The organism is Vibrio sp. 10N.261.51.A3 (assembly GCF_041471965.1).
Lineage (GTDB): Bacteria > Pseudomonadota > Gammaproteobacteria > Enterobacterales > Vibrionaceae > Vibrio > Vibrio crassostreae_C.
Genome location: NZ_JBFRPK010000011.1, coordinates 1 through 23,055, shown reverse-complemented (window position 1 = coordinate 23,055; position 23,055 = coordinate 1). Strand labels below are relative to the sequence as shown.

Annotated in this window: 21 protein-coding genes, 4 tRNA genes and 1 other annotated feature; of the genes, 13 read left to right on the top strand and 12 right to left on the bottom strand. The window is 44.8% G+C overall.

Annotated features, from left to right (window positions below; genetic code table 11):
* The first annotated feature begins 32 nt into the window (after positions 1 to 32).
* Positions 33 to 512, top strand: a complete 480-nt coding sequence (locus AB4371_RS03560) for a TRAP transporter small permease (RefSeq protein WP_004736522.1) — start codon at positions 33 to 35, stop codon at positions 510 to 512.
* A 21-nt stretch (positions 513 to 533) separates the two neighbouring features.
* A complete protein-coding gene (locus AB4371_RS03555) occupies positions 534 to 1,841 on the top strand; it encodes a TRAP transporter large permease (protein ID WP_372148959.1) in 1,308 nt (435 codons plus the stop codon).
* Positions 1,842 to 1,943: 102 nt separating this feature from the next.
* On the opposite strand, the gene AB4371_RS03550 is transcribed toward AB4371_RS03555, so the two are convergent.
* The 8 genes from AB4371_RS03550 to AB4371_RS03515 form a co-directional block, all read right to left on the bottom strand.
* A complete protein-coding gene (locus AB4371_RS03550; protein WP_321163247.1) occupies positions 1,944 to 3,263 on the bottom strand; it encodes a dicarboxylate/amino acid:cation symporter in 1,320 nt (439 codons plus the stop codon).
* A gap of 310 nt (positions 3,264 to 3,573) precedes the next feature.
* Complete coding sequence (gene trpA, locus AB4371_RS03545) at positions 3,574 to 4,380, bottom strand: tryptophan synthase subunit alpha (protein ID WP_372148956.1); 807 nt, start codon at positions 4,378 to 4,380, stop codon at positions 3,574 to 3,576.
* Positions 4,380 to 5,570, bottom strand: coding sequence for a tryptophan synthase subunit beta (gene trpB / locus AB4371_RS03540; RefSeq protein ID WP_017063541.1), 1,191 nt, complete (start codon positions 5,568 to 5,570; stop codon positions 4,380 to 4,382). Before trpB ends, trpA begins: the two co-directional genes overlap by 1 nt.
* Before the next feature lie 131 nt (positions 5,571 to 5,701).
* The gene (gene trpCF / locus AB4371_RS03535; RefSeq protein ID WP_017063542.1) at positions 5,702 to 7,141 is read right to left on the bottom strand and encodes a bifunctional indole-3-glycerol-phosphate synthase TrpC/phosphoribosylanthranilate isomerase TrpF; all 1,440 of its coding nucleotides are present in this window, start codon (positions 7,139 to 7,141) and stop codon (positions 5,702 to 5,704) included.
* Between the two features lie 25 nt (positions 7,142 to 7,166).
* Entirely contained in the window at positions 7,167 to 8,162 is a 996-nt protein-coding gene (gene trpD, locus AB4371_RS03530; RefSeq protein WP_017063543.1) for an anthranilate phosphoribosyltransferase, read from the bottom strand.
* 9 nt (positions 8,163 to 8,171) lie between these two features.
* Entirely contained in the window at positions 8,172 to 8,762 is a 591-nt protein-coding gene (locus AB4371_RS03525) for an aminodeoxychorismate/anthranilate synthase component II (protein ID WP_010438041.1), read from the bottom strand.
* A gap of 2 nt (positions 8,763 to 8,764) precedes the next feature.
* Positions 8,765 to 10,354 (bottom strand): anthranilate synthase component 1, encoded by a 1,590-nt coding sequence (locus AB4371_RS03520; RefSeq protein WP_372148954.1) that lies wholly within the window; start codon positions 10,352 to 10,354, stop codon positions 8,765 to 8,767.
* 125 nt (positions 10,355 to 10,479) lie between these two features.
* Positions 10,480 to 10,594 (bottom strand) — a sequence feature (Trp leader region).
* Positions 10,541 to 10,666 carry a trp operon leader peptide gene (locus tag AB4371_RS03515; protein WP_009848753.1) on the bottom strand — a complete coding sequence of 42 codons (126 nt, stop codon included), beginning with the start codon at positions 10,664 to 10,666 and terminating at the stop codon, positions 10,541 to 10,543. (Overlaps the previous feature by 54 nt.)
* Positions 10,667 to 10,786: 120 nt before the next feature.
* Between AB4371_RS03515 and rnm the strand changes: the two genes are divergently transcribed.
* The 3 genes from rnm to rluB all read left to right on the top strand — a co-directional run bounded on the left by rnm (position 10,787) and on the right by rluB (position 13,518).
* Complete coding sequence (gene rnm, locus AB4371_RS03510) at positions 10,787 to 11,641, top strand: RNase RNM (RefSeq protein WP_017063546.1); 855 nt, start codon at positions 10,787 to 10,789, stop codon at positions 11,639 to 11,641.
* 62 nt (positions 11,642 to 11,703) lie between these two features.
* A complete protein-coding gene (locus tag AB4371_RS03505) occupies positions 11,704 to 12,324 on the top strand; it encodes an L-threonylcarbamoyladenylate synthase (protein ID WP_009848751.1) in 621 nt (206 codons plus the stop codon).
* Positions 12,325 to 12,483: 159 nt separating this feature from the next.
* Complete coding sequence (gene rluB, locus AB4371_RS03500; protein WP_372148951.1) at positions 12,484 to 13,518, top strand: 23S rRNA pseudouridine(2605) synthase RluB; 1,035 nt, start codon at positions 12,484 to 12,486, stop codon at positions 13,516 to 13,518.
* A gap of 226 nt (positions 13,519 to 13,744) precedes the next feature.
* Here the strand turns inward: rluB and AB4371_RS03495 are convergent, their stop codons facing one another.
* The 3 genes from AB4371_RS03495 to yeiP all read right to left on the bottom strand — a co-directional run bounded on the left by AB4371_RS03495 (position 13,745) and on the right by yeiP (position 15,284).
* Positions 13,745 to 14,227, bottom strand: coding sequence for an RNA methyltransferase (locus AB4371_RS03495; RefSeq protein ID WP_017061495.1), 483 nt, complete (start codon positions 14,225 to 14,227; stop codon positions 13,745 to 13,747).
* Positions 14,228 to 14,374: 147 nt separating this feature from the next.
* Positions 14,375 to 14,704, bottom strand: coding sequence for an HI1450 family dsDNA-mimic protein (locus AB4371_RS03490; protein ID WP_004741258.1), 330 nt, complete (start codon positions 14,702 to 14,704; stop codon positions 14,375 to 14,377).
* A gap of 10 nt (positions 14,705 to 14,714) precedes the next feature.
* On the bottom strand, positions 14,715 to 15,284 hold the full coding sequence (yeiP, locus tag AB4371_RS03485; protein ID WP_017055115.1) for an elongation factor P-like protein YeiP: 570 nt from the start codon (positions 15,282 to 15,284) through the stop codon (positions 14,715 to 14,717).
* 137 nt (positions 15,285 to 15,421) lie between these two features.
* On the opposite strand from yeiP, the gene AB4371_RS03480 reads away from it, so the two are divergent.
* Positions 15,422 to 16,189 (top strand): nucleotidyltransferase domain-containing protein, encoded by a 768-nt coding sequence (locus AB4371_RS03480; RefSeq protein ID WP_372148949.1) that lies wholly within the window; start codon positions 15,422 to 15,424, stop codon positions 16,187 to 16,189.
* 86 nt (positions 16,190 to 16,275) lie between these two features.
* Here AB4371_RS03480 and AB4371_RS03475 read toward each other — a convergent pair whose 3' ends face one another.
* Positions 16,276 to 18,639, bottom strand: coding sequence for a DNA polymerase II (locus tag AB4371_RS03475; protein WP_372148946.1), 2,364 nt, complete (start codon positions 18,637 to 18,639; stop codon positions 16,276 to 16,278).
* A 426-nt stretch (positions 18,640 to 19,065) separates the two neighbouring features.
* Between AB4371_RS03475 and uvrY the strand changes: the two genes are divergently transcribed.
* From uvrY to AB4371_RS03440, 7 genes are all read left to right on the top strand, one after another.
* Positions 19,066 to 19,710 (top strand): UvrY/SirA/GacA family response regulator transcription factor, encoded by a 645-nt coding sequence (uvrY, locus tag AB4371_RS03470; RefSeq protein ID WP_004729778.1) that lies wholly within the window; start codon positions 19,066 to 19,068, stop codon positions 19,708 to 19,710.
* Positions 19,711 to 19,725: 15 nt separating this feature from the next.
* Positions 19,726 to 21,558, top strand: a complete 1,833-nt coding sequence (uvrC, locus tag AB4371_RS03465; RefSeq protein WP_029235668.1) for an excinuclease ABC subunit UvrC — start codon at positions 19,726 to 19,728, stop codon at positions 21,556 to 21,558.
* 46 nt (positions 21,559 to 21,604) lie between these two features.
* The gene (gene pgsA / locus AB4371_RS03460) at positions 21,605 to 22,162 is read left to right on the top strand and encodes a CDP-diacylglycerol--glycerol-3-phosphate 3-phosphatidyltransferase (protein WP_017061490.1); all 558 of its coding nucleotides are present in this window, start codon (positions 21,605 to 21,607) and stop codon (positions 22,160 to 22,162) included.
* 266 nt (positions 22,163 to 22,428) lie between these two features.
* A tRNA-Cys gene (locus tag AB4371_RS03455) sits at positions 22,429 to 22,502 on the top strand.
* Between the two features lie 36 nt (positions 22,503 to 22,538).
* A tRNA-Gly gene (locus AB4371_RS03450) sits at positions 22,539 to 22,614 on the top strand.
* An 80-nt stretch (positions 22,615 to 22,694) separates the two neighbouring features.
* Positions 22,695 to 22,781 (top strand) — tRNA-Leu (locus AB4371_RS03445).
* A gap of 32 nt (positions 22,782 to 22,813) precedes the next feature.
* Positions 22,814 to 22,889 (top strand) — tRNA-Gly (locus AB4371_RS03440).
* Positions 22,890 to 23,055 lie beyond the last annotated feature (166 nt).

The following is a 23,055-nucleotide window of genomic DNA, read 5'->3' as shown; positions in this document are numbered from 1 at the left end:
TGCTAAGGCAAAATTTTTTGAGGTATCACACCATGTTAGCAACTTTCAGAAACCTACTTGATAGGCTGATTCTTTTTGTCTCTTCTTTTGCACTAATGTTACTTGTCGTTACTGTCACTTGGCAGGTCTTTAGTCGTTATGTTTTGAATGATCCAAGTAACTGGACTGATGAACTTGCTCGTTATGCGATGGTATGGCTTGGCTTATTAGGAGCAAGCTACTTATTCGGTATCAAAGGACACTTAGCAATAACGTTATTGGATGGTTATCTTAAGGGTAAAGCACATATCGCATTACATGTACTCATCAATATCATTTCTGGCGCATTTGTATTTCTAGCAATGCTTCAAGGTGGCATCGCCCTAATGGGAAGAACCACACAACAACTCTCTCCAGCACTGCAATTACCGATGTCGACGGTGTATTCAATATTGCCGATTTCAGCCGTTATTATCCTCATTTATTTGGTCATGAATACGTTTGATCTTTTTTGTGAACCCAACAAAAAATAAGTTTTAAAAGGACTCTATATTATGGATTTGTCCATTGGTGTTTGGCTGCTAGGCCTATTCTTATTCATGATCGCGATAAGCATGCCGATTGCGATTGCAATTGCCATGTCATCTTTAACCATCATGTATTTCATCTTACCGTTTGAAGTCGCCAGTATTACTGCGGGTCAAAAAATCATTACCGGTATTGATAGTTTCAGTTTATTAGCCATCCCTTTCTTTATCCTCGCGGGGAATATAATGAATGTAGGTGGCATCGCGAGTCGACTCATCAACCTTGCAAAGCTCTTGGTTGGTTGGATTCCGGGCTCACTTTTTCACGTCAACATCTTCGCCAATATGATGTTTGGCGCGGTTTCAGGATCAGCCGTTGCAGCAGCGGCTGCGGTTGGTAAAACCTTAGGTCCTGAATTAGAAAAAGATGGTTATGATAAAAACTTAGCAACAGCAGTAAACGTTGCATCCTGCCCAGCAGGCTTACTAATACCGCCGAGTAATTCACTGATCGTATTTTCAGTAGTATCGGGCGGAACATCCGTTGCGGCGTTGTTTATCGCAGGTTATGTCCCAGGTATTCTAATGGGCTTAAGTTGTATGGTCGTCGCCTATTTCATCGCTAAAAAGAAAGGCTATAAAACAAGTGCCAATGACGGCTTCACAGCGAAAGATGTGCTGAATATTGTTTGGCAAGCAACGCCCAGCTTAGGGCTTATTGTAGTGGTTATTGGCGGTATTATTGGTGGTGTTTTCACTGCAACAGAAGGGGCATGTATAGCGGTTCTTTACTCTTTTATACTGTCACTCTGTTACCGAACCCTCAAATGGGCACACTTCCCGATAATTTGTAGAGAAACCGTTCAGGTCACTGGCATTATGCTGTTTTTGATTGGTGCTTCTACCATCATGTCATGGGCTATGGCGTTTACCGGTCTACCAACCATGATCAGCGATTGGATGCTCTCTATTTCAGACAATCCAATTATCATCTTTATTCTGATGAACCTGATTCTACTGATTGTGGGTATGTTTATGGACCTTACGCCAGCCGTATTGGTCTTTACCCCTATCTTTATGCCGATTGCTGAGCATTTAGGCATGCATCCAATTCACTTCGCGATGATGATTATCTTCAACTTATGTATTGGCATTGCAACGCCACCCGTTGGTACGGCGCTATTTGTGGGTTGTAGTGTCAGTGGCTCTAAGATTGAAAACGTTATAAGAAGTATCATGCCGTTTTGTGCCGTATTGATCGTCACACTGTTGGCCATTACTTTTATTCCTGAAATTAGTTTGGCTCTGCCTCGTGCGTTTGGACTCATCAATTAGCCTGACAAGGGTAAGATTTACCGAATCAATATCGATCATTACCTAATAAAAAAACCGCCTCATGAAGGCGGTTTTATTTATCAATCAAACTGAAGCTTAATATTACGCTTGCTGTTTTTGTAGCTCAGCTTCTTTCGCTTCGTCTTCGATTAGAGAATCAACGATGACTGCACATGCAGCATCACCAGTGATGTTTAGAGCAGTACGAATCATGTCGAAGATACGGTCTAAAGCGAACAACAGAGGTAGACCTTCGATAGGGATACCAGCTGCTAGAAGAACCGCAACCACTAGGAAAGAAGGACCTGGCACACCCGCTTGACCAACTGCGCCAAGCGTAGACGTTACGATGATAGCAACGTAAGCACCCATAGACAGGTCGATGTTGAACAGCTGTGCGAAGAAGATAGCAACTAGGCCATAGTAAATTGCGTTACCAGACATGTTGATCGTCGCACCAAGTGGCAGAACGAATGAAGCCGTAGAGTTACGAACGCCAAGTTCTTTCTCTACCGTTTCCATTGTTACTGGCAGTGTCGCCATTGAAGATGCTGTTGATAGTGCAACCGCTTGAGGCTTCTTCATTGCCACTAGGAACTTCTTAGCAGAAGTCTTAGTGAAGATTTGAATCATTAGCGGGTAAGCAACAAAGCCGAAGATCAGAATCGCAGCGATGTAGACAACGAACAGTTTGAACACAACCATAAGTGCGCCAAAGCCGAATGTACCCACAGCTTCTGCCATTAGGCCGAATACGCCTAGTGGTGCAATGATCATAACCTTGTTGATCATCCAAACCATAGCGTCAACAATCGCGTTTACGCCATTGATGATAGGGTCACGTTTCTCTTTCGCTTGTTTAGAAATCGCAATACCGAAGAATAAGCAGAAAACTAGAATTTGCAGAATGTTTGCTTCATTCAGTGATTGGAAAACGTTGGTCGGGATCATGCCTGTGATGGTTGCCCAGAACGTTGGAAGTTCACCTTTCGCAGCGTATTCAGAAGAGAACATGCCTTCAACGCCAGAAACATCGATACCACGACCTGGTTCGAATATTTCACCCATTACTAGCGCTAGTGCTACAGCAAGTGCAGACGTTAGTGCAAAGTAACCTAGAGTGGTCACGCCCACTTTACCTGCTGATGAGCTGTTGCCTAGACCAGCAGCACCTGAAATTAGGGCAACCGCGACTAGAGGGATAACCAGCATCTTGATCAAATTGATGAAGATAGCACCCAGTGGAGCGAACATAGTTGCGCTGTCACCCATCATCGCACCGACTAGGGTACCGATGATCATTGCAATAACGACTTGAACGCCGATGTTGCTTAGTAAACTCTTTTCTTTTAACACTTCCATAACCTCTGTGCTACTAAATATAAAAATCCCAGAACTACTCACCAATGTACGATGTACCATTGGATTAATATTTCGCGAGAAGTTTTACACGTATCCTTTACATTTATCAATATGAGCAGAGATGAAAGAACACCAAAAAGCAGTAATCAAATGTCATTTGATGATTTTTTACGCTAAAGCAAACGATTGCTTTTTGATTTATCATTATTTTTATAAATGGTAGTGATATTTGGGTGGGGTATTATAGATGTGCTACAGGTTTGTATGAGGTGTTGTTTTTATCAGAAATTTAACAATTGAGAGGGTTTGGACGTGTTCTCGGAGAAAAACTCCCACAGCGCAAATTATCGCACTAGTGGGAGCCTATTTATTATTTTTGCGTTGCCGCTTTCATTGGTGTAACAAACTCAGCAAGTGCTTTAAGCATTGCTTCTGGTTGTTCAACGTTGTTTTCAATGATTTTCACAACTGCTGAGCCAGAGATAGCACCAGCAGCGCCAGCTACAATTGCTTCTTTCACTTGTTCAGGAGCCGAGATACCGAAACCAAGCAGTGCTGGTGGCGCATCAAACTTGTTCAAACGATCAAGTAGGGCAGTCACAGGCATGTTTGCTTTGGTTTCTGCACCCGTTACGCCAGCACGAGAAAGTAGGTAAGTGTAACCACCACCTAGCTCAGAAACCGATTGAAGCGTCTCATCACTTGCTGTTGGTGGAGCAATAAAGATTGGGTGAACGCCAAACTTCTTAGCTGCAGCAACAAACTCGCCACTCTCGTTGGTTGGTACATCAGCAATCAATACTGAATCGATACCTGCATTCGCACAACGCTTGTAGAAGTTCTCGATACCACGTGCGTACACCAAGTTTGCGTACATCAGTAGGCCGATTGGCAGATCTGGGTATTTAGCACGAATTTGACCAATAAGATCAAAACACACATCTGGCGTTACTTTTGAATCTAACGCACGAATGTTTGCACCTTGGATTGTCGGGCCATCTGCAAGCGGATCTGAGAATGGAATACCAAGTTCAAGTGCATCAGCACCCGCTTCAACGAGTGTTTCCATGATCTTAAGAGACTGCTGAGGGTTAGGATCGCCAACCGTTACGAATGGTACAAATGCGCCCTGATTCTTTTCAGCTAAGCGAGTGAAGAGTGATTGATAGCGATCCATTATAATGCTCCTTTCTCTTTAAGAATGTCGTGTACAGAGAAGATGTCTTTATCACCACGACCAGATAGATTAACCACTAATAGCTGTTCTTTCTCTGGGTCATCGTGAGCCATTTTAACAGCATGAGCCAAAGCATGAGATGACTCTAGCGCTGCGATAATACCTTCTTTACGTGCAATCAATTGGAACGCTTCTAGCGCTTCGTCGTCGGTCACGTTGTCGTATTCAGCACGGCCAATAGCATTTAGGTGCGCGTGTTGAGGACCAACTGATGGGAAGTCTAGACCCGCAGATACAGAGTAAGACTCTTCTACTTGGCCGTTCTCATCTTGCATCAGTGGCGCTTTCATGCCGAAGAAGATACCGGTTTTACCGTGCTTAAGCGGCGCGCCGTGTTGGTCGGTATCAATACCTTTACCAGCCGGCTCTACACCGATTAGGCGAACAGTTTCTTCTTCAATGAAATCCGCAAACATACCGATAGCGTTCGAACCACCGCCGACACAAGCGATAACCGCATCAGGAAGGCGACCTTCACGAGCTAGAATTTGGTTCTTCGTTTCTTCACCAATCATGCGTTGGAAATCACGAACAATCGTTGGGAATGGGTGAGGGCCCGCTGCAGTACCCAATAGGTAATGCGCGTCTTCATAAGTTGCAGACCAGTCACGTAGCGCTTCGTTACACGCATCTTTTAGCGTTGAAGAGCCAGAATGAACAGGGATAACCTCTGCGCCCATTAGCTTCATACGGAACACGTTCGGGCTTTGACGTTCAACGTCTTTTGCACCCATGTAAACACGACACTTAAGACCTAGTAGAGCACACGCTAGAGCCGTTGCCACACCGTGTTGGCCTGCGCCAGTTTCAGCGATGATTTCCTGCTTACCCATACGTTTTGCTAGCAATGCTTGACCAAGAACTTGGTTTGTCTTGTGAGCACCGCCGTGAAGTAGATCTTCACGCTTTAGGTACAGTTTTGTTTTTGTACCTTTTGTTAGGTTGCGTGCTAGCGTTAGTGCCGTTGGACGACCAGCGTACTCTTGAAGAAGCGTCATGAATTCGCTGCGGAACTCAGGATCGGCTTGTGCATCGATAAATGCTTGTTCAAGTTGGTCTAGTGCTGGCACTAGGATCTGCGGTACGTATTGACCACCGTATTCACCAAAGTAGGCATCGAGTTTAGCCATTGTGTTATTCCTTCAATTCTACTGATGTGTATTCACACCAAGTCATTTAATCTTGTTTGAGCTTCGCAAAAGGCAAAGCTCACAAATATGTTTTTAGTTTCTGCTTTCTAATTTCTAGCGCCGAGCTTGGACTAGTAATTACGAATCGCAGCAAAAGCACGTTGCAGTTTGTCTGCGTCTTTTTTGCCTGGAGCAGATTCAACACCAGAGTTTAGGTCTAATCCTAAGCAACCCAACTTAGCCGCTTGGTTAGCATTTTCTGGGGTTAGACCACCCGCCAACATGATTGCGCTTTGGTTGTTGATTAGGTTCCAATCGAACACTTGGCCTGTGCCACCAGTTTGAGAACCCACTTTAGTATCTAGCAGGTGACGAGTCACGTTGCTTTCCAGTAATTCTGGTAGCGAGCTCTCAGCATCGGGAGAAACACCGTAAGCTTTCCAAATCTCAACGCTTTCAGGTAGTGACTGTTTTAGCTCATCGACAAACGCTTGAGACTCATCACCGTGCAATTGCACAGCGAACAGGCCTAGCTCAGAAACCGTTTTCGCAACGTCAGTAACGCTGTGGTTTTGGAACACACCCACGTAGTTCAAAGGTGCGCCGCTCATAGTCAAACGAGCCGCTTCGATATCCACATGACGCTTAGATGCTTCAACGAATATCAGACCACCGAATACCGCACCAGCTTGATAAGCCTTTGCTGCATCGTCAGAGTGAGTTAAACCACACACCTTGTTTTCACCCAGTGTTACTTTGCGTACCGCAAGCTCGAGGTTCTTCTCTGCCATTAGAGAGCTACCGATTAGGAAGCCATCTGCAAACGTTGAAAGGTCACGAACTTGTTGATGTGTGTAGATGCCAGACTCTGAAATCACAACTGCGTTTGGAGCCAGTTCGCGAATCAGCGGCGCCAACTCTTTAGTACGGTTCAAATCAGTCGAAAGGTCACGAAGATTACGGTTGTTAATGCCGATCACCTTAGCGTTTAGAGCGACTGCACGGTGAAGCTCTTCTTCGTTGCTGACTTCGGTCAATACACCCATGTTGAGTGAGTGAGCGACTTCCGCCAGCGCTTTGTACTCTTCGTCATCTAATACCGATAGCATTAACAAGATAGCATCAGCTGAGTAATGACGAGCTAGATACACTTGGTAGGTATCAACCATGAAGTCTTTACACAGGATAGGCTGCTTAGCAATGCTGCGAACTTTAGGTAAAAACTCAAAGTCACCTTGGAAGTACTTCTCGTCTGTCAGCACAGAAATCGCGTTTGCGTGGTTGTTGTAAACAGAAGCAATGTAGTCGAGGTCAAACTCGTCACGGATTAAACCTTTTGACGGAGAGGCCTTTTTACATTCAGTGATGAAAACCGTTTGTTCTCCGCTCAGAGCGTCATAAAAGCTGCGGTCTGTTGCAGTTAGTGACGCTTTAAACTCGTCTAATGGTTGAGTCTGCTTACGTGCTTCAACCCATTGGTATTTATCACGAACGATTTTTGCTAATACTTCCGCCATTTCAGCTTCTTTGACTGAAACGTGGGTCGACAGTTTATCGGTAGTCTGTGTCATGTTCTTTGTCTCGATTCGTCGTTCGTTAGGCGTGTGCAGCAAGCTTTTGTACAAGCTCGTATGCTTTGCCAGAGTTCATCGCGTCAATTGCTTGCTGTGCGTTGGCTTTTAGGTCTTCGTGACCAAACAGACGCATCAGTAGAGCAACGTTGACTGCCACTGCGCCAACTTGACCATCAGTGCCTTTACCCGTCAGGATATCGGTTGTGATGGCTTTGTTCTCTTCTGGCTCGCCGCCCTTGATTGCTTCAAGAGGGTGAGTGTTCAAACCAAAGTCTGCTGGTGTCACTGTGTATTCGTGAATTGTGCCATCTTTGATTTCAGCAACCATGGTTTCGCCGTGAATCGCTACTTCATCAAGGCCGCTACCGTGAACAACCGCCGCGCGCTTCATGCCCATTTGCAGCATGGTTTCTGCGATAGGGCGTACCAGCTCTTTGCTGTAAACACCCATTAGCTCGATGTTAGGGCGAGCAGGGTTAATCAGTGGGCCAAGAATATTGAAGATAGTGCGCGTTTTCATTGTTTGACGAACCGGCATCGCGTGACGTACACCAACGTGATATTGCGGAGCAAATAGGAATGCTACGCCAAGTTCATCAACAGCCGTACGTGTGTCTTCAGCTGTCATCGCTAGGTTGATACCGAACGAATCCAGTAGGTCAGAAGAGCCTGATTTGCTCGATACGCTGCGGTTACCGTGCTTCGCGACTTTTAAGCCACACGCTGCGGCAACAAATGCAGAAGTCGTCGAGATATTGATGGTGTTGTGACCGTCGCCACCTGTACCTACGATGTCTGCGAAATCGTAATCAGGGCGCGGGAACGGGTTTGCATTCGCAAGTAGTGCTTTTGCTGCACCTGCAATTTCATCGGGCGTTTCGCCTTTGATTTTCAGTGCAGTTAGCGCAGAAGCCATCAAGATTGGGTCTAGTTCACCCTTGATGATCACATCAAATAACTGTTGGCTTTCTTCTTGAGTAAGAGACTGCTGTTCGTAAAGTTTATTAATCTGTTCCATGATCGTTTCCTATATCGTCTTTTTCTCAAGAGCCCATTCGATAGCGTTTGCTAGAAGCGTTGCACCGTAGGTCGTCATAATTGATTCAGGGTGGAATTGGAATCCACACACCTTGTCTTGTTCTTGAACCACAGACATCACCAAATCATCTACTTCAGCGGTCACCGTTAGGCTATCAGATACATGCGTTGCCACTAAAGAGTGGTAGCGAGCGATAGCCAATGGCGAAGGTAAGCCTTGGTAAGTCGCATGGTTTTGGTGTTCCATCATCGACACCTTACCATGAATGATTTCGCCAGCGCCTGCAACGGTGCCGCCATAGGCTTCAACAATCGCTTGGTGGCCTAAGCAAATACCAATCATTGGCACTTTACCTTTTAGAAGCTGAATCAGCTCTGGCATACAGCCCGCATCTGCTGGAGCGCCAGGGCCTGGTGAAAGCAGTGCAACAGGGTTGTCTAGTTCGTTGATCGCCGCTTCAACTACTTTTGCAGGAATGTTGTTACGGTAAATTTTTACGCTGTGACCTAATGAACGAAATTGGTCTACAAGGTTGTAAGTGAACGAGTCGAAGTTATCGATGAATACAATATCAGCCATGATTACGACTCCTTCTTATTTGTTAGGTTCTTAGTATGAGCTGCTTGAATCGCTGAGATAACCGCTTGTGCCTTGCCGCGAGTTTCATCGGCTTCTGCTTGTGGGTCTGAATCGAATACCACACCAGCGCCAGCTTGTACTTGTGCTACGCCATCTTCAACGTAAGCAGAGCGAATTACGATACAAGTATCTAGAGTCCCTTCACCGGTTAGATAACCGACTGCACCACCGTAGCTACCACGACGCGTTTTTTCTACGTCACGAATAAGCTGCATTGCGCGGATTTTTGGTGCGCCCGTTAGCGTGCCCATGTTCATACAAGCTTGGTAAGCGTGCAGAGCATCTAAGTCTTCACGGAGCTGACCAACAACACGAGAAACCAAGTGCATTACATGGCTGTAGCGGTCTACTTTCAGTAAGTCTGCTACGTGGCGAGTGCCAGCTTCGGCAATACGTGCCACATCGTTACGCGCTAGGTCAACTAGCATCATGTGCTCGGCGTTTTCTTTCTTGTCGGTACGCAGTTCAAGCTCGATACGGCTGTCTAGGTCGAAATCGATTTGACCGTCAGGGCGCTTACCACGACGACGAGTACCAGCAATCGGGTAGATCTCGATTTGGTTGGTTTCTGTCTCGTATTTCAGCGCGCTTTCTGGAGATGCACCGAACAGAGTAAACAGCTCGTCTTGCATGTAGAACATGTAAGGGCTTGGGTTGCTTTGTTTGAGTTCTTTATAAGCCGCCAGTGGGGCAGGGCAAGGTAGAGTGAAGCGGCGTGAAGGTACCACTTGGAATACATCGCCTTTAACTACGTACTCTTTTAAATCACGAACCGTTTGGCAGAAGTCTTCATCTGAAACGCTAGGTACAGCTTCAACGTTGTCTAACGGCGTTACTTCAGTGATGGCTTTCAGGGACTGACACTGAGTTTGAATGTCGGCTAGACGGTCAGTTAATTGCACTTTGATGTTGTCATCTTGAGCAAATAAGCTCGCGTGAAGTAGGCCTTCGTTCTCTTGGTGATCGAAACGCAATAGTGTTTCAGCTACGTAGAATACAAAGTCAGGACAATTGTTGGTTGCTTCAGCATCACCTAGTGGCTCAAAGTTTGCCACGATGTCGTAAGCGAATAAGCCCGCCATGAATAATGCGTGTTTGTTATCCGCGTCTTGCTCAAAGCTGTGCTGAACCAAACGCAGTGCATCGAATGAAGAGGCTTCTCTTAAACGTGAGTCTTCGTCTAATTCGTTGCTTGGTTCGATAAAAGTCAGCGTCAAAACGTTATCAGTAAGGTCAGATTTAATTTCTGCTTTCACGTTTTGAGTGAGATGTTCGATAAGCGCTTGACCGTTTTCAGTCAATGCTTGAAAGGTTACTTCATGTCCGCGACATACGATGCGAACAGCAGAGTCGATAAGGAGTAGGCTTGTCAGGTTCTGTTTAGATTCAATCTCGGCAGATTCCAACAAAAGACTATCAGTTTTGTTTTCACACAAAGTATGAAAAACGCTGGTTGGATCTTGCGAGTAAGGAACTGAGGAATTGATGACCTCAATGGTTCCCAGCTTTTTGATTTCAATGGCCTTGTTCACAAGACCTCCTTTATGATTCTTTAAATTTCCTGCCGTACATAGTCGCATAAAGATACCTTTCACCCAATCTAGAATATGGTCAATTCGATGATTTGTTAGTCAGTTGAATGTGAGATGTTCGACAAATTAAAAAGCCCGCTATTAAAGCGGGCTTAGTGATAACTTTTTTATAAACAAACTGTTTAACTAGAAGTACACGTTAGCCCACCAAGAACTTGTCCAAGTGCGCCACCAATTAAGCTCTGAACTTGCTTCTACTGAAGAAAGTTCTAAAACTTTATCTTTATGGTTTTGGTTAAATTCTTGTAACATGGTGAACCTATCAAATGTGATACTTCGTATTTGTGTACTAGTTAACTAGTTTTATGCTTGCGGGTCAAGTGTGTTGACACAAATATAACGATAAAAATTGAAAACAATGAAAAAGAATATATGAGAATTGATCTACATAGTCATACAACAGCCTCAGATGGCCGACTTACTCCACCTGAGCTAATTGACCGAGCGCTTGGCTTTAACATCGAAGCGCTAGCGATTACAGATCATGACACGACTGATGGGCTTGCTGAAGCACGCAACTATATTGCTGATAACAATCTTCCTATTCAGCTGATCAACGGCATTGAGATTTCGACTGTTTGGCAAAACAAAGATATCCATATTGTTGGGTTAAACGTTGATCCTGAGTCACCAGAACTCAAAGCGCTCATTGAACAACAGAAGCAACACCGTATTGGGCGTGCTGAGATGATCGCTCACCGTCTTGAGAAAGCGACTCGTGAAGGGGTGTTAGAAGAAGTTAAATTGATTGCGGGTGATGCACCAATCACTCGCGCTCACTTTGCTAAGTGGCTAGTCGACAATGGCTATGCGAAAACTATGCAGCAGGTGTTTAAAAAGTTTCTTACTCGTAATAACCCAGGTTATGTGCCGCCAACTTGGTGTTCAATGAGTGATGCTGTCACGGCTATTCATGCTGCTGGTGGACAAGCCGTACTCGCTCACCCTGGGCGATATGGACTTACAGCCAAGTGGGTTAAGCGCCTGCTAGCGGCATTTGTTGAAGCGAAAGGGGATGCGATGGAAGTAGCTCAACCTCAGCAAGCGCAACAAGAAAGACGCACACTCGCGGATTATGCTATACAATACAAACTATTAGCCTCCCAAGGCAGTGATTTCCATTACCCATCTCCGTGGATGGAACTTGGACGCAATCTCTGGCTACCTTCTGGGGTCGAAGAAGTATGGAAAGATTGGGAGTTTCAAACGGTTTCACCATCTGAATAGTCTTTAGGTGAGCCAGCTCCTTCTGATGATAGAGTCGAGAGATTCGATAACGAGGATCAACAATGAGCCAGTTTTTTTATGTACACCCAGATAACCCACAAGCACGCTTAATTACTCAAGCGGTTGCGATTATTCGCAATGGCGGCGTTGTGGTTTATCCAACAGATTCCGGTTATGCGCTGGGCTGTCAGCTTGAAAACAAACAAGCACTTGAACGTATCTGTAAAATTCGTCGCATCGATGACAAGCACAATTTCACCTTGTTATGTCGTGATCTTTCTGAATTATCACTGTATGCACGCGTCGATAACGTGGCTTTCCGTCTACTGAAAGCACATACACCAGGTGCTTACACGTTTATCTTTAAAGCAACCAAAGAAGTGCCAAAGCGTTTGATGAACGCCAAGCGTAAAACGATTGGTATTCGTGTCCCAGACAACAAGATTGCACTCGACCTTTTGGAAGCGATGGGTGAACCATTAATGTCGACGTCTCTGATTCTGCCGGGTAACGAGACTACGGAGTCGGATCCAGAAGAAATTCGTGACAGCCTAGAACATGCGGTTGATGTCATTTTGAATGGCGGTTACTTAGGTGAGCAACCGACGACGGTTATTGACTTCAGTGACGATGATGCCGTGGTTCTACGTCGTGGTGCTGGCGATCCTGCGCCGTTTGAATAATCGCTTTACTGATTAACAGTCTGTAACGATACAGCAAACCTGCCACAGTAAATAACAAGTGCTTTTTGGCAGGTTATTTGCGATAATACGCGACCGCGATTTGGTCGCGAAAAATTCATTCGACGTCTGTGAAGACGACAATTAGGTAGAAAAGAGTAAATGAGCGAAAAATTACAGAAGGTTTTAGCGCGAGCTGGTCACGGTTCTCGTCGTGAACTAGAAGGTTTAATCAAATCTGGTCGTGTAAGTGTTAACGGTCAAGTTGCGAAACTGGGCGAGCGTCTTGAAGACGAGAACTCAGTGATCCGTATCGATGGCCATACTGTTTCAGGCAAGGCTTCTGAAGAAGTGGTTTGTCGTGTACTTGCTTACTACAAACCTGAAGGTGAGCTTTGTACTCGTCACGATCCTGAAGGCCGCCGTACTGTTTTCGATCGTCTACCTAAGATCCGTGGTTCTCGTTGGATTTCAGTTGGTCGTCTTGATGCAAACACATCAGGCCTTTTGCTTTTCACTACTGATGGTGAGCTTGCAAACCGTCTAATGCACCCAAGCCGTCAGGTTGAACGTGAGTACCTAGTACGTGTATTCGGTGAAGTGACTGAGCAGAAAGTTAAAAACGTTACTCGTGGCGTACAACTAGAAGACGGCATGGCTCGTTTTGAAGATGTGGTTTACGCTGGTGGTGAAGGTATGAACCATACTTTCTATGTAGCGATTAACGAAGGTCGTAACCGTGAAGTTCGTCGTCTTTGGGAATCACAAGAAACAACAGTAAGCCGCCTGAAACGTGTACGTTACGGTGATATCTACCTTGATAAGAAACTGCCTCGTGGCGGTTGGAAAGAGCTAGATCTTCAAGAAGTTAACTACTTGCGTGAGCTTGTTGAGCTTAAGCCTGAGAAAGAGACACTGTTGGATCTTGATCCTTCAAACACTTCTCGTAAGCGTGAGCGTTCTCGTAGCCAAAAAATTCGTCGTGCTGTTAAACGTCACGAAGAGCGTGCAAACGCACCAAAAGGCCGTAGCAACCAAACTAAGCGTAAGAAGCCTGCAACTCGCGGTTCTACAACACCTGATTCAGGTCGTAGCGCTCCAGCTGCAAACAAAGGCAAACCTCAGGCTAACAAAAGTAAGCCTAAACTGAACAACGGTCGTCCGGCTAAACCAGCTAAGCCAAGAACACGTCAGTAATTACGTAATTTCTTACGCGTAAAGCTTCATTAGCTGAAAGCACTGAATACTAAAAAACCTGCTCATTGAGCAGGTTTTTTTACGTCTGGAGAAATAGCAGATGCGGGATGCGAGTAATCGAGTATCGAAAACATACTGCCATAATCGGCAGTAAGCATGCTCTTCGCATCTCTTATCTCGTTTACACGTATCTATAAATCTTTTCGCATCTCGTATCTCGTTCTATTTACTTATGATTCGAGAAGTTATCGCCTTTCGCTAATCGGTCGTAAAGCACTACATTCACTGATGCTGCTAGGTTCATGCAGCCGTTGGTCGGAACGTAAATCGTCTCACGACAGAAATCTGTGATCTCTTTCTTTAGCGTGCCATCTTCTGGGCCAAAAATGTAAAACGCGCGTGGTGGGTGCTTGTAATCAGGTAGAGGCTTAGCACCTTCAATCAGATCAACAGCAACCGGCACGCAGCCTACTGGAATAATATCTTTCAGCTCTTCAACACCAATCAAAGGCAGGGCTAAGTGCTTTTCTTTGGTATCGGTATGGAATTTTCGCGCATGGTCGTAGCGTGTGCCAGTGTAAAACACAGAGTTGGCGCCGTAGCAGCCAGCTGCTCGCATCACTGAGCCTACGTTTTCTGGCGTCTTTGGGTTAACTAGGCCAATGCAGGCATAGCCTTTTGATTGTGTGTCTGTTTTTGCTTTGGTCATAATCAGTGAATCTAACGTTGATGATGAAAGTGATGAATCACGATGGAAAATAGCGTGATAAAAATAGCCGAGCAATGGGCTCGGCTAACTTTTAACTCGCTTACATGAATACTTGTTTACTCATGCAGATGAGCGTCAACAGCGGTATTAGTCGCGTTTCCACAGCATGTGACAGAACTTATGTTCTGGATCACGGCTGATTAACATGCGAGCAAATACGTCGTCTAGAACGTCATCAGCTTCATTCACAAGACCAATGCGCACTTCAGCGTAGATCTCTTTGTCGACTTCAAAGCCAACATGTTCAACCCAATCATCGCCAGTTTCAACAAGCTCTGCTGCGCCACGATCTTCAAACTGAGCAGTGAAAAGAATCACGTCTGCAGGCTCTAGGTTGTCAGGTGCCATCTCTAGGAAGATGTCGTATGCAGTGTCAATTGCGTCGTCATAAGACATTAGGTCGTTAGCTTCGGTCATAATAAGTATCTTAGCTTGCGCGGTTCATGTATTTACGTTCAGCAGTGTTTACTACTACTTTGTCGCCAGTCGCGATGTATTCAGGCACTTGAATAGTAAGACCTGTAGAAAGACGAGCAGGCTTAGTACGAGCAGACGCTGATGCACCTTTGATTGAAGGATCAGTCTCTTCGATAACTAGTTCAACAGATGTTGGTAGCTCAAGCGTTGCAGCGTTGCCGTCGATAAGGATCGCGTACATGCCTTGAGTTTCTTCGTTGATGAACAGTAGTTCGTCTTCGATAGTCTCACCGTTGAAGATGAATTGTGTGTAATCTTCGTTGTCCATGAAGATGTACTCGTTGCCATCAACGTAAGAGAACATTACTGCACGCTTAGTTACGTCAATAGTTTCAACAATTTCGTCAGCCTTGTGGCGAACTTCAGTTTTAACGCCAGTTGCTACATCGTTACCACGGAAGCGGTAAATCTTTTGGCCGCCACGGCCGCCTGGTGTTGTTACTTCGATATCTTTAACGATCACTGTTTTGCTTTCTACTGTGATAGCAAAACCTTTTTTAATTTCACTTGCTCTAGGCATTTTGTGTTTGTCCTTAGTGGGTCTATCCGCTGATTATATCTCGGAGATGCTATAAATAGGAATAGCTTGAATCATAAAGTCACCTAGGCGATCATAGAGTTATAGTTAAATCATTATTTTATTTACCGAAACGACCTATGCAGCTACCCGTTATTGACCCAACACAGCCTTTTCAACCTGAATTTCAACCTGTGGTTAACGATCTGATTACCTTTCTAAAAGGTGGGTTAGGATCTAATCTGCACAGTATTTATATTTATGGCAGTGTGGCTCGTAAGCAAGCCGTCTTCGGTCGCTCCAATCTAGATGTGGTTGTGGTGACCCATCGACCGTTTCCTGACCAACGAACCACTTTGTTGAACACCATCAAATGGCGTTTCCAAAAGAGCTTCCCGCAGGTAACTCAAGTGGCGATAAAAACTACCTTAGTGAGTGAGATAGTCGATTTCGACAATATCTTCACTTGGGGTTTTATGCTCAAGCATTTAGCCGTGTGTGTGCATGGTGAAGACTTATCAGACTGCTATGGTGATTTTGAAACAAGTTGGGAAATCGCTAAGCACTGGAATATGGATGCGGAAAACTGGTTGGCGGTGTATCGCAACAAGATCGCACGAGCGACAACGCCAGAACAACAAGTCGCTGCGCAGGTGATTATTGCCAAGAAGCTTCTACGGGCGAGTTACTCACTGGTGATGTACCGCGATAAATATTGGTACGATGATCCTGTTGAATGTGGCCAACAGTTCTTGAAGTATCACCCAGATCGAGAAGTCGAAATTCAAAGGTTGGGTATTTTACTTTCAGGTCGACCGATTCCGAAACGTTCAGTGATAGGCATTCTGGATGGGTTTGGGGAATGGCTGGTTAAGCAGTATCAGAAAACTGAATTTCGAATAGGGTAGATCTTCATACTCTACAGATACAAAAAAGCAGAGCGAATTGAACACTCCTCTGCTTTTTTTGTTCTGATTAAACTCAGACAAGAATCTTAGAATAAACCTAATTGCTGCCCGCTAACTCTCTCAAAATCTAATCCAATAAAAGGCAAAATCGCTTCAGCCACCGGCTTAATCTGCTTATCGATATAATGCTGATAATCGATAGCACTCTTCAAATACTCTTTAGGCTCTGGGCCATTCAAGGTAATTAAGTATTCAATACGTCCTTTATTTTGGTATTGAAGTGGGCGCCCTAGTTTTGCATTGACCTCATCTGCCATTCTAGCTGCTCGAACTTGTGGTGGAATGTTCTTTTGGTATTCATGTAATTTGCGGCGTAAGCGCTTTTGATACACCAATAAATCATCATGTTTGCCAGCAGAGGTTTCATCAACAAACTGTCTGACGTAGTCGGTTGGATCTTGATCGTGAAACACCATCTCATACAAGGTTTGTTGGAATTGCTGTGCGAGAGGTGTCCAATCGGTGCGTGCACTCTCAAGCCCTTTAAATATGATCTTTTCTTTATCGCCTTGAGTGATTAATCCGGCATAACGTTTCTTCGAACCGGTTTCTGAACCTCTAATGGTCGGCATTAGAAACTTGCGATAGTGAGTCTCGTATTCCAATTCGAGTATTGAGGTTAGGTTGTGGGTCTCTTTTAAGTGATTCGTCCACCAATCGTTGATGTAAGCGACCAGTGTGTTCCCGATCTCGTCTGCTTTTTGCTGATCATAACTGCCGTTCAGAGACACGAAGGTTGAATCGGTATCGCCGTAAATCACTTGATAGCCTTTGTCTTCGATCAGAACCTTGGTTTGCTTCATGATCTCATGTCCACGCATGGTAATTGAAGACGCTAACCGGGTATCGAAGAAACGACAACCAGACGAACCTAACACACCATAGAATGAGTTCATGATGATCTTAATCGCCTGAGAGAACGCTTTCTCGTTGTTCTTCTTCGCCACATCACGTGCAGCCCAAAGGTTTTCGATCATCTCGGGCAAGAAGTGTTTAGAGCGGTGGAATTGCCCACCTCGAAAGCCATCAACGGCTTGGTTTTCTGCTGGGCCTAGTTCAAGCTTCAACCCTTCAATTAGTCCCATAGGGTCAATCAGAAACGAGCGAATGATCGATGGATACAGGCTCTTAAAATCGAGTACCAAAACCGAGTCGTAAAGATTGGGAATTGAATCCATCACATAACCGCCGGGGCTCGCAATCCAATTCTCTGGCTCTAAGTTCGGTGCGACATAACCCGCTCTGTGGATTTGAGGCAGATATAAGTTAGTAAAGGCCGCAACAGAGCCACCAACGCGATCCAGCTCAACACCGGTTAATCGAGAGCGCTCAATCGCGAAGTCGAGTAGGTGAGTGTGCTCGAAGATGCTGTTTACCAGTACGCAGTCTTGAAGGTTGTACTTAGCGAGTGAGGGTTTATCGAACTTAAACATTCGGTTTATCTCATCCATACGGTCATGAACGTTATGGATGTCTTTGCCTTCCCCAAGCAGCTCTTGCGATACCGACTCAAGAGACCAAGAACGGAAGTGGTAGGTCGCTGTCTTGAGCATATCAATACCATCCAAGACAACGCGTCCCGGAATCGTGATAAAACCTTGCTGATTTTGAGCAGAACTGCGGAAAAAGCTCGGTTGGTTGTCTCTGCCGATGTTGAGCTTCACTTCGTTCCATTCTGAACGTTTGTGCAGCAGCCTAAAATCGAAGTCGATAACATTCCAGCCAATGATGATGTCAGGATCAAATTCAGAGAACCAAGCTATCATGGCTTCAAGTAGCGCTTTCTCGTTGGCAACCCATTGGATATTGGTTTCAGCTTGTTGTGCTTCACCGACCATGATTACTTGGCTGTCCATCGGGCTGTCTAGGCCAATTGAATAAAGCACGCCTTTTTCCGAACACTCAATATCAAGCGAGACCACAGATAGACTGGGTAAGTAATCACCTGCTCGGCATTTTGCGTTTGAGACTCGACGATGCTGATTTTTTTGCACAGCAGATCCGGTGAACTCAATACTTCCCTTGATAAAACGTTCCATCAAGAATCGATCGGCGAGTCGAATATCGCTTTCAAAGGTTTGGATTTCTTCGTTGTGAAAGGCTTGCGCTAAACCAAAGCTGCTTCTCGACAGTGAGGTGTAACACGCGGCGAGAGGTGTTTGCTCGAATGTGGCTAATTCTAGAGGCTTAAATTGGCAATCGATCGACTCTTTCGCTGCGATTGCCTGACATGCCTCAACGTCAGATTGAGCGACAAAAAATACCGGTTTTTCATTTTGAATCGTCAGCAGAGTAGGGCCTTGAGGGGTGCTTAACCACAAGTCGATTTGTGTGCGCCCTGAAAAATCTCTTGCTTGTCTTGTGAGTACAAAGCCTTGCTGAATATCCAATGTAGTAACCTATTGAAATGGGGAATCGAATACTACCATCTAGCGACCCTCTGCGCACAAAAGGCAGTAAAAATACTAACTAAATTCTAGTTAGTAGAGGCAAATAACGGGACTCTATAAGCAAATAAGTGAAATTGTCGCGAATGGTTATTCAATGGTATTGAAAATATCTTTATCTTATGTAATTTTATTGGGTGTTGTTTTAACTGGTTGATTTTTAGAAAAAGCTTGTTGTTTTAGTTAGCTTATTTGTTAATAAGTACTTGCTAAAGTTCGTGTTTCAGCACATATTCAACAGAGCTTTTTTTTAGTAATTAAGTTAAGATGTACTCAATGCTGCGATCCACTGTTCCTTTGTTCAATTGTTTCAAACAGATGAAATGACACAGTGGTTGCAGAGCCAATTAATAGTGTGGAGATACAAGTTTGATAAATGTTTTCCTTGTAGATGATCACGAGCTGGTTCGCACAGGGATACGACGTATTATTGAAGACGTCCGTGGAATGAACGTAGCAGGGGAAGCTGAAAGCGGTGAAGATGCTGCAAAATGGTGTCGTACTAACAATACTGACGTTATTTTGATGGATATGAATATGCCTGGTATTGGTGGCTTAGAAGCAACCAAGAAGATCTTGCGTTTCAACCCTGATGTTAAAATCATCGTTTTAACTGTTCATACGGAAAATCCGTTTCCAACTAAAGTGATGCAAGCTGGAGCTGCTGGTTACCTTACTAAAGGGGCAGGTCCGGATGAAATGGTAAATGCAATTCGAGTGGTTAATAGTGGCCAACGATACATTTCACCAGAAATTGCGCAGCAGATGGCTTTGAGCCAATTCTCGCCTGCGTCTGAAAATCCATTCGCAGACTTATCTGAACGTGAACTTCAAATCATGATGATGATTACCAAAGGTCAGAAAGTGACGGATATTTCAGAACAACTCAATCTAAGTCCTAAAACAGTCAACAGTTACCGCTACCGCTTGTTCAGTAAGCTGGATATCAGTGGCGATGTAGAGCTGACGCATTTAGCGATTAGACATGGAATGTTAGACACTGAGACCCTTTAACACTGAGATCGTATAGTGACCAACTTGTTTGACTCAGTCTCATTCCTCAAGACAGTAACAGAGCAGCCCGGCGTTTATCGAATGTATAACGCCGAGGCTGCCGTTATTTACGTCGGTAAAGCTAAGAACCTCAAAAAACGCCTTTCCAGTTATTTCCGTAAAAAAGTCGACAGTGAAAAAACACGCGCTCTAGTTAGTAATATTGACAAGATCGATGTCACTGTAACGCACACGGAAACAGAAGCGCTCATTCTTGAGCACAACTACATCAAGCAGTACTTGCCTAAATACAACGTACTTTTGCGTGATGATAAGTCGTACCCTTATATTTTTATTAGCGGTCACAAGCATCCTCGTTTGTCGATGCACCGTGGTGCTAAGAAGAAAAAGGGCGAATACTTTGGTCCTTACCCTGATTCCGGCGCTGTGCGTGAGACGCTACACCTAATCCAAAAGATTTTCCCTGCCCGCCAGTGTGAAGATACGGTTTATGCCAATAGAACGCGCCCGTGTTTGATGTATCAGATTGGTCGTTGTGCTGCGCCATGTGTTAGCTCAATCATCTCTGATGAAGAGTACAGTGAACTTATCGACTACGTTCGTCTGTTCCTGCAAGGGAAAGACAAATTAGTCCTTGAGACGCTCATCGACAAAATGGACAAGGCAAGCCGTGAGCTTCGTTTTGAACAAGCTGCCGCTTTCCGTGATCAAATCCAAGCGATTCGACGTGTGCAAGAACAACAATACGTATCTGACGATTCAATGGAAGATATGGACGTGTTGGGATTTGCTCAAGAGAATGGCGTAGCGTGTATTCATATCTTGATGATTCGCCAAGGCAAGGTTTTAGGCAGTAGAAGCCATTTCCCTAAAATTCCCAACAATACGGTGCGAGAAGAGGTCTTTTCGAGCTTTTTAAGCCAATACTATCTTGCGCATAGTGAAGCGAGAACCATCCCAACCCGTTTGATTCTCAATGCCGATTTGATGGAAGATGTCACACCGATTCAAGAAGCCTTGTGTGAAGTAGCGGGTCGTAAGATTCACTTCAATACCAACCCTTCAGGTACTCGAGGTCGTTACCTTAAATTGTCTAATACCAATGCATTGACGGCTATTACCACCAAGATTAATCACAAGATGACGATTAATCAGCGCTTCAAAGAGCTCCAAGAAGTGCTGTCGATGGATGCTATCAAGCGCATGGAATGTTTTGATATCAGTCATACCATGGGTGAAAGCACGATTGCGTCGTGTGTGGTGTTCAATCAAGAAGGCCCGGTTAAACCAGAGTACCGTCGTTACAACATCACCGGCATTACAGGTGGCGATGATTATGCAGCGATGGCTCAGGCGCTTGAGAGACGTTATTCGAAGCAACTCGATGTCGACAAGATCCCAGACATCATCTTTATCGATGGTGGTAAAGGTCAGCTAAACCGCGCTCATGAGATCATTTCTCAATATTGGGGTGATTGGCCGTTTAGACCAAGAATGATGGGTATTGCGAAAGGCGTGACGCGTAAACCGGGTTTAGAAACTTTGGTAACCCTTGAAGGTGAAGAGTTTAATTTACCTAGCGATGCACCAGCGCTGCATCTTATCCAGCACATTCGTGATGAGAGCCATAATCATGCGATTGCAGGGCACAGGGCGAAACGTGGTAAAACGCGCAGAACCAGTGCTTTGGAAGGAATTGAAGGGGTAGGACCTAAACGTCGTCAAGCTTTGCTGAAATATATGGGTGGCTTACAAGAACTTAAGCGTGCAACTGTCGAAGAAATAGCCAAAGTGCCGGGCATTAGTCATTCTTTGGCAGAAAACATTTATCAAGCATTGAAACAATAGTAAAAATCCCGCACCATTAAAGCGCAATTAATAAGAGCCCAATAATATGCGTTTGAATATACCTAACATTTTGTCCTTACTGAGACTATTTTTGATCCCAGTATTCGTTGTCGTTTTCTATCTACCTTATCAATGGGCTCCTTTCGCTGCTGCGATGGTGTTTTGGGTAGCCGGTTTCACTGATTGGCTAGATGGCATGCTAGCTCGTAAGTTAGGGCAAACGTCTCGCTTCGGTGCCTTCATTGACCCTGTGGCTGACAAAGTGTTGGTCGCTACGGCTCTTATCCTGATTACAGAGCATTACCACTCTATTTGGATAACTATTCCAGCCGTGACCATGATTGCTCGTGAGATCATCATTTCAGCGCTTCGTGAATGGATGGCTGAAATCGGTAAACGCGCAAGTGTTGCGGTATCTTGGGTTGGTAAAGTAAAAACGGTTTCTCAGATGTTCGCCCTTTGGGTACTTATCTGGCGCTATGACGATTGGATGGTATGGGTCGGATACATTGCGCTCTATGTCGCAACCGTACTTACTTACTGGTCAATGGCACAATACTTGATGGCCGCCAAAGACGATTTGTTGGACGAAAAACATCATTGATGAAGAAGCGAGCTGAGGCTCGCTTTTTTGATCTTTAACCTAAGGTTAAGTTATCAATAGTGGATATCTAATGTGATATAGATCTCCTTTGAATAACCCGCTCACAGTGTGTTTTGAACATAAAGTCAGCTATTTGGCTTGTTTCGTATGAAATCTATTCAAACGAATTAAAAATACAAAAATAATATTGACTCAATCGCCTGAATCCGTAGAATGCATCCCGTACCCAAGAGGATGGCAATGAGCGATTCAATTGGAGTTACTAAGGCGCCTTGGCAGAGTGGCTATGCAGCGGATTGCAAATCCGTGGACCTCGGTTCGACTCCGGGAGGCGCCTCCATTCTCTCTTTCTTCTAGAAAGAATTTGAATGAAAATGCGATACTAGCTCAGTTGGTAGAGCGCAACCTTGCCAAGGTTGAGGTCATCGGTTCGAACCCGATGTATCGCTCCAAATTTTGTAATGTTGATTGGCGTCAGCATTAAGATGGTGTTTTACTTTTCAGTAATCGGCATCGCAATAAAGAATTGCGTGCCCTGGTGGTGGAATTGGTAGACACAAGGGATTTAAAATCCCTCGGCGTTCGCGCTGTGCCGGTTCAAGTCCGGCCCGGGGCACCATCTATTAAAGTCTTTATCTCGATAAAGCAAATGCGATACTAGCTCAGTTGGTAGAGCGCAACCTTGCCAAGGTTGAGGTCATCGGTTCGAACCCGATGTATCGCTCCAAATTAAAAAGCCCGAACAGAAATGTTCGGGCTTTTTGGTTTCTGACGTATAGCTTTTACGTTTAAGAACTCTTCTTGTTCGAATCCGCGCTAAAAATTCTTTTCTATTGCTGTCTCAAAACTTCGCAATCAAGTTCGTTTTTAAAAGTGAGATTCCCTATGAACTC